At 69.6% G+C, this 11,051-nt stretch carries 7 protein-coding genes; 2 read left to right on the plus strand and 5 right to left on the minus strand.

The window, feature by feature from the left end; genetic code table 11:
- Positions 1-4 precede the first annotated feature (4 nt).
- Positions 5-121: a cytochrome bd-I oxidase subunit CydX gene (cydX, locus tag CFB45_RS15870; RefSeq protein ID WP_011353251.1), complete on the plus strand. Its 117-nt coding sequence runs from the start codon at positions 5-7 to the stop codon at positions 119-121.
- A gap of 589 nt (positions 122-710) precedes the next feature.
- Entirely contained in the window at positions 711-3,194 is a 2,484-nt protein-coding gene (locus CFB45_RS15880; protein ID WP_089426369.1) for a family 20 glycosylhydrolase, read from the plus strand.
- A gap of 167 nt (positions 3,195-3,361) precedes the next feature.
- Here CFB45_RS15880 and nagE read toward each other — a convergent pair whose 3' ends face one another.
- The 5 genes from nagE to CFB45_RS15905 form a co-directional block, all read right to left on the minus strand.
- Positions 3,362-5,131 (minus strand): N-acetylglucosamine-specific PTS transporter subunit IIBC, encoded by a 1,770-nt coding sequence (nagE, locus tag CFB45_RS15885; RefSeq protein WP_089426370.1) that lies wholly within the window; start codon positions 5,129-5,131, stop codon positions 3,362-3,364.
- Positions 5,132-5,218: 87 nt separating this feature from the next.
- Positions 5,219-7,801, minus strand: coding sequence for a phosphoenolpyruvate--protein phosphotransferase (gene ptsP / locus CFB45_RS15890; protein WP_089426371.1), 2,583 nt, complete (start codon positions 7,799-7,801; stop codon positions 5,219-5,221).
- Positions 7,802-7,816: 15 nt separating this feature from the next.
- Complete coding sequence (locus CFB45_RS15895) at positions 7,817-8,824, minus strand: SIS domain-containing protein (RefSeq protein WP_174973222.1); 1,008 nt, start codon at positions 8,822-8,824, stop codon at positions 7,817-7,819.
- Positions 8,817-9,920, minus strand: a complete 1,104-nt coding sequence (gene nagA / locus CFB45_RS15900) for an N-acetylglucosamine-6-phosphate deacetylase (RefSeq protein ID WP_089426373.1) — start codon at positions 9,918-9,920, stop codon at positions 8,817-8,819. Before nagA ends, CFB45_RS15895 begins: the two co-directional genes overlap by 8 nt.
- Positions 9,921-10,018: 98 nt before the next feature.
- A complete protein-coding gene (locus tag CFB45_RS15905) occupies positions 10,019-10,753 on the minus strand; it encodes a GntR family transcriptional regulator (protein ID WP_043187255.1) in 735 nt (244 codons plus the stop codon).
- Positions 10,754-11,051: the final 298 nt, after the last annotated feature.

The raw sequence follows: 11,051 nt of genomic DNA on the forward strand, positions 1-11,051 counted from the left end.
GATCATGTGGTATTTCAGCTGGATTCTCGGTATCGGCGTCGCGCTGTCGTTCGGCATCGTCAATGCGATGTGGCTCGAAGCGCGGCAGAAGACGCAGGAAGCACGCGTTCGCCACGACTGATGCGCGCGCGGCCGATCGCGCCGCCGCCGTCCCGAAGGAACCTCGCCGCGCGCGAGGTTTTTTTTCGCCCCCGGCCGGCTGGACAGGCCCGCCGGCGCGATGCCAATTTAGCGCCAGATTGATACCACTTGAATACCAATAAAAGGTTTCATAAGATCTTTGGACACGGCCGCTGACAGGCCGAATCCTTCCGGGTGGGGGAGACATGCGAATCCCGTATGTGGCGCGCGCTGGCGCGCCGTCTCGTCGTCGGCGCGTGGCGGCCGGTTGTGCGTCGTCGGCGAGCGTCGCCGTCATCGACCGCGCAGGTCGCGCGCGCGCCTTTGCCCATGGGCACGTCGTCACGGCATCACCATCAGCAGCAGCCGCTGCCGTGCACCGCCGATGAAGACGCGCACCCGCCCGCGCCGATCCGACCGGCACGCCTGCCCGCCACCCGTTCCGTAACGCACGCGCCCGCGTGCCGACTTCGCGCGGAGCAGCCGCATCGCCCGCGCACCCTGTTGTCCCCGCAGCTCCGTTGAAAGACCCGCTCGCAGCGACGTCATCCCGTGACGCCGCTACGCCCCCTTTTGTCTCAGGAGTCCGCATGAACCGAACCTTGTCCACCCTGTTTGCCGGCCTGCTGATCGCGGCGCTGTCGCCGGTCGCGCTCGGCGCGCCGCCGGCGTCGAGCGCGGCGGTCGCGACGTCCGGCGCCGTCCGGCCACCCGTGCCGCCGGCCGATCTCGCGGCGCGGTTGTCGAACGGCCTCGCGTTGCGCGTCGCCGTCGACAACAATCATGCAGCCGCGGCCGGCGTGCCGTGCGCCGATCTCGGCGCCGACGGCGCGGCCTGCGCAACCGGCCGCCTGATCCTGCAGAACCGCGGCCACCAGGCGATCGCCGACGGCGGCTGGAAGCTCTACCTGCACAGCATCCGCCGCCTGCTGCGGATCGACCGCCCCGGCTTCGCGCTGCGGCGGCTCACCGGCGACCTGTACGAACTGACGCCGCAACCGGGCTCGGTGCGGCTGGCACCGGGCGAGCGCATCGAGCTGCCGTTCGTCGCCGAATACTGGCTGCTGCGCTACAGCGACGTGATCCCGCGCCCGTACGTGGTCGTCGACGGCGCGCCGCCCGCCGTGCTCCGCTACAACGACACCGACGACGAGTTGCGCTACGTCGAATCGCTGCCGGCCGACGCGCAGAACAACTCGACCGGCAATGCGCCGCCCGTCGCCGCACGGCCCGACGCGAGCCGCGCGCTGCCGAGCGTGAAGCGCGAGCAGCCGCTGCCCGGCACGCTCGACCTGCGCGGCGTCGAGCTCACGCTGCCGAACCTGCCGGACGCGCAGGTCGCGGCGCTGCGCGAGCGCGCGGCGACACTCGGGCTCGACGGCGCACGCGTGCCGGTGTGGGGCGCCGTCGCGCCGCGCCGGCTGCCGGCCGACATCGCGACGCCGGGCGGCTACCGGCTCGCGATCGGGCCGCGCGGCGCGTACATCGAAGCGTACGATCGTGCCGGCCTCTACTACGGCGTGCAGACGCTCTACTCGCTCGCGCCCGCCGGCGGCGGCCCGATCCCGGCGATGCTGATCGAGGATGCGCCGCGCTTCACGCATCGCGGAATGCACGTCGATCTCGCACGCAACTTCAAGCACCCGGCGACGCTGCGCCGGCTGATCGACCAGATGAGCGCGTACAAGCTCAACCGTCTGCACCTGCATCTGTCCGACGACGAGGGCTGGCGCATCGAGATTCCCGGCCTGCCCGAACTCACCGAGATCGGGGGGCGCCGCTGCCATGACCCGAGCGAGACGCGCTGCCTGCTGCCGCAGCTCGGCTCCGGCCCGGACAACCGCTCCGGCGGCGGCTACCTGACGCGCGACGACTACGTGTCGCTGGTGCGCTACGCGGCCGCGCATTTCGTCGAGATCATCCCCGAGATCGACATGCCCGCGCATGCGCGGGCGGCCGTCGTGACGATGGAGGCACGCTACAAGCGGCTGCATGCGGCCGGCCGCGAGCAGGAAGCGAACGCATACCGGCTGCTCGATCCGCAGGACACGTCGAACCTGACGACGGTGCAGTTCTACGACCGGCGCAGCGACCTGAACCCGTGCGTGCCGGGCGCGCTCAATTTCGCGTCGAAGGTGATCCGCGAGATCGCGGCGATGCATGCGGACGCGCAGGCGCCGCTGCACACCTGGCACTACGGCGGCGACGAGGCGAAGAACATCTTCCTCGGCGGGGGGTTCCAGCCGCTGAACGGCACCGATCCGAGCAAGGGGCGCATCGACCTCGCCGCGCAGGACAAGCCGTGGGCGCGTTCGCCCGCGTGCACGGCACTCCTCCAGCGCGGCGAGATCAAGTCGATCGACGAGTTGCCGACACGTTTCGCGCAACAGGTGAGCGCGGCGGTCAGCGCGAACGGGATCGACACGATGGCCGCGTGGCAGGACGGCATCAAGCATGCGAACGGGCCGCAGGACTTCAGCACGCGCCACGTGATGGTGTCGCTGTGGGACACGATCTTCTGGGGCGCATCGGACAGCGCGCGCGACCTGAGCGGCAAGGGCTACCAGACGGTGCTCGCGCTGCCCGACTACCTGTACTTCGACTTCCCGTACACGCTCAACCCGCGCGAGCGCGGCTACTACTGGGGCTCGCACGCGACGGACGAGTACAAGGTGTTCTCGCTCGCGCCGGAGAACCTGCCGCAGAACGCCGAGGTGATGGGCGACCGTGACGGCAACACGTTCGAGGTGACGGGCACGGGCCCCGCGCCGCGCATCGAAGGCATGCAGGGGCAGGCGTGGGGCGAGGTGATGCGCAACGACACCTTCCTCGAATACATGGCCTATCCGCGGCTGCTGGCGCTCGCCGAGCGTGCGTGGCACCGGGCCGACTGGGAGCTGCCGTATGCGGCCGGCGTGCGCTTCAGGCGCGGCGACACGCATCACGTCGACACGGCCGCGCTGCAACGCGACTGGGCCGGCTTCGCGACGCTGCTCACGCAACGCGAACTGCCGAAGCTCGACCGGGCCGGCGTCGGCTACCGGAAGCCGACCTTCACGCTGACGAATCCGTGAACGGCTGAGTGACGAGGTGATGCGCGTTGCACGATGCGCGCGGGCGCATCGCATCATCCATCACCTGCACCAAAGAAAAACGGCTTGCGACGCATCGCAAGCCGTTTTCGTTTTGCCGGCCGGCCCGAACCCGCAGCGCGGATCGGATCGGCTTCATCGCATCAGCATCAGGCCGGTTGTGCGGCCGCCCCGCTGCCCGACGGCGGCAGGCGCGCGCCGAGCTGTTCGGCATAGCGCGCCGCCGCGTTGCCGCAGACGATGTGGAACGTGTCGAGCGACACCCATGCGACGTCGAGCGCACCGAGACGATCGCGATCGACCGCCGACGGATCGCGCACGACCACCCGCAGGCGCGTGGTCGCGACCGCGTCGAGCGACACGACGTTGGTCGCGCCGCCGAACACCGCGAGCCAGCGCGTCGGCTCCGGATCGAGCGGGCCGGCGGCCGCGCCCGTGACGGGCTGTGCCGCGGCGGCCGTCGCCGTCGATGCCGCGCCTGCCGCGCCGCTGCCGATGGCCGCACGCATCTCGTCGGCAATGATGTCGGCCTCGGGCCCGATGATCACCTGCACGCTGTTGCCGCCGCGCTTGAGCACGCCGCGCGCGCCGATCGACTTCAGTTCCGGCTCCGAGACCTTCTCCGGATCGACGACGGTCAGGCGCAGGCGCGTCGTGCACGCGTCGACGACCGACAGGTTGCCTGCCCCGCCGAGCGCGGCGATGTAGCGTTGCGCACGCGGTGCAGCGGCAACCGCAGCGGCACCTGCAGCCGGCGCGACGAAACCGCCCGATGCGTACGATTCCGCGGCCGCGTCGGCCGATGCCGGCTCACGGCCCGGCGTGGCCATGTTGAACTTGCGGATGAAGAAGCGGAACAGCCCGTAGTACGCGGCGCCGTACGCGATGCCGAGCGGGATCGCGATCCAGCCCTTCGTCGACAGCCCGTAGTTCAGCACGTAGTCGATCGCGCCGGCCGAGAACGTGAAGCCGAGCTTCACGCCGAGGATCTGGCAGATCGCGAGCGACAGCCCCGTCAGCACCGCGTGGATCACGTACAGCACCGGTGCGAGGAACATGAAGCTGAATTCGATCGGCTCGGTCACGCCGGTCAGGAACGACGTGAGCGCCATCGAGAACAGCAGGCCGCCGACCATCGCGCGGCGTTCCTTCGGCGCTTCGTGCAGCATCGCGAGGCACGCCGCCGGCAGGCCGAACATCATGATCGGGAAGAAACCGGCCATGAAGGTGCCCGCGGTCGGGTCGCCCGCGAAGAAGCGGTGCAGGTCGCCGTGCACGATCTCGCCGCCGGCGGGCGGCGTGAAGTTGCCGAACACGAACCATGCGAGCGAGTTGATGATGTGGTGCAGGCCCGTGACGAGCAGCAGACGGTTCAGGAAGCCGAACACGAACGCACCGATCGCGCCCGCCGTCGTCAGCCACTGGCCGGCCGCGTCGATTGCGTGCTGGACCGGCTGCCAGACGTACCCGAACGCGATGCCGAGTACCACGCAGACCAGGCCCGTGATGATCGGCACGAACCGTTTGCCGCCGAAGAACGCGAGGTAGTCCGGCAGCTTGATGTCCTTGTAGCGGTTGTACAGCAGGCCCGCGACCACACCCGCGATGATCCCGGACAGCACGCCCATGTTCAGCTTGGGATCGATGTCCTTCATGATCGCGGTTTCGATCAGGTAGCCGATCGCGCCCGCGAGCGCCGCCACGCCGTTATTGTCCTTCGCGAAACCGACCGCCACGCCGATCGCGAACAGCAGCGGCAGGTTGTCGAAGATCGCGCCGCCGGCGTCGGCGATCATCTTGATGTTGAACACGTCCGGCTGGCCGAGTCGCAGCAGGATGCCGGCAACCGGCAATACCGCGATCGGCAGCATCAGCGCCCGGCCCAGGCCCTGTATTTTCAGAAACGGATTCCCGTTCATTCAGTCCTCCAATCCTTGTCTCGTCATTAATCGTCGTTGACCTAATTGCTTTCGTCTTGAAACCGGTCGCGAACCTGCCGTCGACGCTCAGTCGAGCGGCCAGACCTCGCGGCTTGCTGCCCTTACCGCCTGTGCCGAATCGAGCGCGAGCAGATCCTGCGCGCGCTGACGGCACAACTGGTAATCGAGACGGCGCACACGCGCCTTGATGCCCGGCACCGACACGGGGTCGACCGACAGTTCGGTCACGCCGAGGCCCACCAGGATCGGCACCGCGAGCGGATCGCCGCCGAGCGCACCGCACACGCCCACCCACTTGCCGTGCTTCTCGGCGCCGCGCACCGCGATGTCGATCAGGCGCAGCACGGCCGGATGCAGGCCGTCGGATTGCGCGGCCAGGTCGGCCTGGCAGCGGTCCATCGCGAGCGTGTACTGCGTTAGGTCGTTGGTGCCGATCGACAGGAAATCCGCGTGCTGCGCGAGCTGGTCGGCCAGCAGCGCGGCGGACGGCACCTCGATCATCACGCCGACCTCGATCGGCTCGGTGCGGCCCTGCGCGCGCGCGAATTCGTCGATGCGCTTTTTCAGGCGCACGAGCTCGCCCGCGTCGGTCACCATCGGCAGCAGGATGCGCACCGCGCCGAACGGCTTCACCGCGAGCAGGCCCTGCAACTGATCGTCGAGCAGATCGGGGCGCACCTGCGCGAGACGGATGCCGCGCAGGCCGAGCGCCGGGTTCGGCTCGGGCGGCAGCGTCAGGTAGTCGACTTCCTTGTCGGCGCCGACGTCGAGCGTGCGGATGATCGCCGTGCGGCCCTGCAATGCGTCGACGATCGACTGGTAGCTCTGCTGGTGCTCGACGACCGTCGGCGCGGCCTGGCGATGGATGAACATCAGCTCGGTGCGCAGCAGGCCGACCGCGTCGGCGCCGTTGTCGACCGCGGTGTTCGCGTCGTCGAGCGTCGCGATGTTCGCGGCGACCTCGATCGCACGGCCATCGGCGGTCGCGGCGGCTTCACCGGCCAGTTGCCGGTTCGCCTCGCGCACGCCGTCCAGGCGCTGGCGTTCGTGCCGCGCGCGCTCGACGTCGAGCGCGGTCGGGGCGTGTTCGAGGCGGCCCGCGCTCGCATCGACGACGACCTGCGTGCCGTCCGGAATCGCGTACAGCGCATCGCCGACCGCGACCAGCGCCGGAATGCCGAGCTGCCGCGCGATGATCGCCGCGTGCGACGTCGCGCCGCCGCGCGCCATCACGAGCGCGGTCACGCGCTGGCGATCGAGCGACGACAGGTCGGACGGCGTGAATTCCTCGGCCGCGAGCACCGCTTCGTCGGGCAGCGCACGTGCAGCACCGTTCGTATGGCCGAGCGCGCGCAGCACGCGCTTCTCGATGTCGCGCAGGTCGGCCGCGCGTTCGGCGAGCAGCGCATCGTCGAGCTTCGACAGCGTGTCGATCTGCGTGCGGATCGTCGCGCGCCACGCGAAGCCCGCGCTCTTGCCGAGGCTGATCAGGTCGCGCGCCGCGTCGATCAGCGTCGGGTCTTCCAGCAGCACGCGGTGCACCGCGAAGATGCCCGCTTCGCCGACCGCGCCGCGCGCCGATGCGTTGCGCACCGTTTCGTCGAGTTCGGCGTCGACGGCCTTCAGCGCCTGGTCGAGCTGGCGGCTTTCCGTGGCCGGCGTGCCGGCGGCCTGCTCGGGCGGCACGATTTCCGCAGCGTCGAGACGCACCAGCGTGCCGACCGCGATGCCGGGCGCCGCGCACACGCCTGCGAGCGTGTTCGGGTCGATGGGCGCACCGACGTTGCGTGCGACCGTCTGCGGCGCGGGCGACCTCAGCCGCGCCGGTTTCTCCTCGACTTCGCCGTGCGCTTCGCGCAGCAACTCGTGCTCGACCGCATCGACGGCCTGCTGCGCATGCGCGCCACGGCCGACCAGTTCGACCGTCGCGCCTTCGCCGGCGCCGAGGCCGAGCAGGCCGACGACGCTCGCGATCGACGCCTTGCGGCCGTCGAACAGCACGTCGACGGTCGCGTCGAACCCGCGCACGGCTTCACGCGCCCGCGCGGCCGGCCGCGCATGCAGGCCGCCCGGCTGCGCCAGCACGATTTCACGGCGCACTTCGTTTTGCGCCGCGGCGCCGGTTTGTGCCGCCTGCGCGGCCGCTTCGCCCTTGCCGCGCAGTGCCAGCAGAGGCGTCTCGCCGGCCGTCGCGAAGCCACTGGCACGATCGACGACCTCGAACGCATCCGAGTTCGCGATCGCGATCACCGACACGAGCGAATGCGCGCTGCGCGCCACCGCATCCTGATCGAACTCGATCAGCAGCGTGCCGGCCTCGACACGCTCGCCGGCCTCGACGTGCGCGATGAAACCCTGCCCGTTCAGCTCGACCGTGTCGATGCCGATGTGCAGCAGCACTTCCGCGCCTTGCGGCGTCGTGATCGTCACCGCGTGGCCCGTGCGCGCGAGATGCGACACGACGCCCGCGCACGGCGCGACGAGCTGGCCCGCGAGCGGGTCGATGCCGATGCCGTCGCCGAACATCCCGCCGGAGAACACCGGATCGGGCACGTCGGCCAGTGCGACGATCGGCCCCGTCATGGGGCTAAGCAGGACGATCTGATCGTGGGTGGGGCTCTTCAACTGGGACTCCTCGGCGCGTCTCATCGGCGGTCTCGGCTATCAGTGCGTTTCGGTGACTTTGTTCAGGTGGCGCGGCGTGTCGGGATTGCGGCCGCGCGCAACGGCGAGATCCGCCGCCATCACGTAGAACGAAAGAATGGCGGCGATCGGGTCGAGCGCCGAATGGGCAGACTGCGCGAGCGGCAGCGTCGCACCGGGTATGCCGGCGGGCGCCGCGAGCAGCACGGCGGCGCCGCGGGCGCGCATGTCCGCGGCAAGCTGCAGCAGGCCGGCCTGCTCGGGCCCCGGCGGCGCGAACACGAGCAGCGGATAGTCGCGGTCGATCAGCTCCATCGGGCCGTGACGGACTTCGGCACTCGAGAACGCCTCGGCCTGTATACCGGACGTTTCCTTCAGCTTCAGCGCGGCTTCCTGCGCGATCGCGAGGCCCAGGCCGCGGCCGATCACGATCATCCGCTCGACACCCGCGAGCGCCGCGACGGCCTGCGACCAGTCGAGCTGGCCGGCCTGTGCGAGCACGTCGGGCAGGCCGCGCAGTGCGGCCATCAGCGCGGCGTCGCGCTGCCAGTACGCGACGATCTGCGCGGACAGCGACAGCATCGCGATATAGCTCTTCGTCGCGGCCACCGACAGTTCGGGGCCGGCGAGCAGCGGCAACTGGTGCTCGCACGCGTCGGCGAGCGGCGACGGCAGCACGTTCACGGCGGCGACGGTGCGCGCGCCGGCTTCGCGCAGCGCAGCCATCGTATTGACGAGATCGGGGCTCTTGCCCGACTGGGAGAAGGCGATCGCGAGCTGGTCCTGCACCTTCAGCGGCGCCTGCTGCAGCGTCGCGACCGACATCGGCAGCGACGCGACCGGCACGCCGAGGCGGCTCATCGTCAGGCTCGCGAAATAGCTCGCGGCGTGATCCGAGCTGCCGCGTGCGACCGTCAGCGCGACGGCCGGCGGGTGATCGAGCAATTGGCCGGCGAGCGCTTCGACGCGCGTCGTGTCGGCGAGCTGCGCGGCGACGACCTGGGCGGACTCGCGCGCTTCCTTAAGCATATTCGACAATCGATTCTCCTTCGACGTAGGTCGCGGTGAGGTTCAGGTCGCGGTCGAACACCGCGAGGTCGGCCCATGCGCCGCGCTCGAGGCGGCCGCGATCGGCAACGCCGAGGTAGTCGGCCGCATAGCGCGACATCCGGTTCGACACGTCGGCGATCGGCAGGCCCAGCGACACGAGGTTGCGCAGCGCCTGGTCCATCGTCAGCGTGCTGCCGGCGAGCGTGCCGTCGGCAAGGCGCACGCCGCCGAGGCACTTCGTCACGTGCTGGCTGCCGAGCCGGTATTCGCCGTCGGGCATGCCGGTTGCCGACGTGCTGTCGGTCACGACGTACAGGCGCGGGATCGCGCGCAGCGCAGCACGAATCGCGCCCGGGTGCACGTGCAGCAGGTCGGGGATGATTTCCGCGTATTCGGCGTGGGCAAGCGCCGCCCCCACCAGGCCCGGGTTGCGGTGATGCAGCGGCGACATCGCGTTGAACAGGTGCGTGAAACCGCACGCGCCGTGCTTGAGCGCGGCCACCGCGTCGTCGTAGGTCGCGAGCGAATGGCCGAGCTGGACGCGCACGCCGCGCGCGGCCATCTCGCCGATGATCTCGATGTGGCCGGCGATTTCCGGCGCGAGCGTGACGACGCGGATCGGCGCGATCGACAGGTACTTCAGGACTTCGTCGAGCACGGCCGACACGGCTGCGTCGGGCTGCGCGCCGAGCTTGCCGGGGTTGATGTACGGGCCTTCGAGGTGCACGCCGAGCACGCGCGCGCCGCCCGGCGTGCGGGTGCGCGCGACGGTGCCGAGGTTCGCGACGACCTGCATCAGTTCGTCGCGCGGCGCGGTCATCGTCGTCGCGAGCAGGCTCGTCGTGCCGAATTGCGCGTGCGTGCGGGCGATCGTCTCGATCGCGTCGCCGCCTTCCATCACGTCGGCACCGCCACCGCCGTGCACGTGCAGGTCGATGAAGCCGGGCAGGATGTACGGCGCGTCGTTCTTCGCGGGATCGACGGGCGTGCCGTCGAGGGTCGTGATGCGGCCGTTCTCGCTATCGAGCGAACCGTGAATCCAGCCGTCGGGGGTAAGGATGTTTCCAGTCAGCATGACGTTCTCTTGATGATCTGGTGACGCGGGCATCCGCGTCGTGATTTGCCAATCCGTGTCGTTGCTTCACGCGTGTCGCGCGCGGGCAGTCTCGCGCGTCAGCGTTTCAGTTCGGCGACGAAGTCGTAGTAATCGTCGCGGCAATACGTTTCACTCACTTCGATCGCGCGCTGGTCGGCGCCGTAGCCGATCCGCGTGATCACCAGCAGGGCCGAACCCGGCTTCACCGCCATCCATTTCGCGATCGCGTGGGTCGCGTTCGCCGCGCGAAAGTGCTGCAGTGCGCGCACGACGGTCATGCCGCGCGCTTCGAGGTATTCGTACAGCGACGCGCCGAGCACCTGCGGATCGGGCACCACCGCGGCCGGCAGCGTCGAGTGCTCGACGGCCATCACGATGCCGTCCGCGCGGCGCAGCCGTTCGAGCCGCGCCACCGTCGCGCCGGGCGCGAGGCCGAGACGCGTGATCTCGTCGCGGTTTGCGGCGCGCAGCGTGCGCGACAGCCACACCGAATCGGGCACGAAACCGCGCTGCTGCATCTTCGCGGTGAAGCCGACGAGACGCGACAGCGGATCGGCGACGCGCGGCGTGATGAAGCTGCCCGCCCCGCGCGCCCGCTTGATCAGCCCCTGCTCGACCAGCAGCGCGAGGGCGCGACGGGCCGTGATCCGCGACACGCCGACCGACACCGACAGCAGCCGTTCCGACGGCAGCGCCTCGCCGGCCCGCCACGCGCCGGCGTGGATCGCGCTCGCCAGGTTGCGGGCAAGCTGCAGATAGAGCGGCGTATCGCTGAGGGGATCGGGCGCCAGTTCGGACCAGCCGGTTTCCATGTGCCTCCGGGTGTCGGACGACGACCGCAGGCCGTCGAAAGTGAGGGCATTATATAACCACCATAATACCAGTCAACGAACTGGTATTAGCGATGCCGAAATCGCTAGGAGCCTTGCCCCGCAAGCGTTTTAGTCCTCACAAACCCTTTGTTTACAACGAAGTACGGGATAGGGATTTACCCGGATTGGTATGCAAGGGGACAGTTCCAGTATGTGGTTCGGCTTGGTTTTGGGCACGGATATGAGACCTGGATAGAACCAATTGAGCCAACTGGTATGCACGGATGGCAAGGCACCG

Source organism: Burkholderia sp. HI2500, from assembly GCF_002223055.1.
Lineage (GTDB): Bacteria > Pseudomonadota > Gammaproteobacteria > Burkholderiales > Burkholderiaceae > Burkholderia.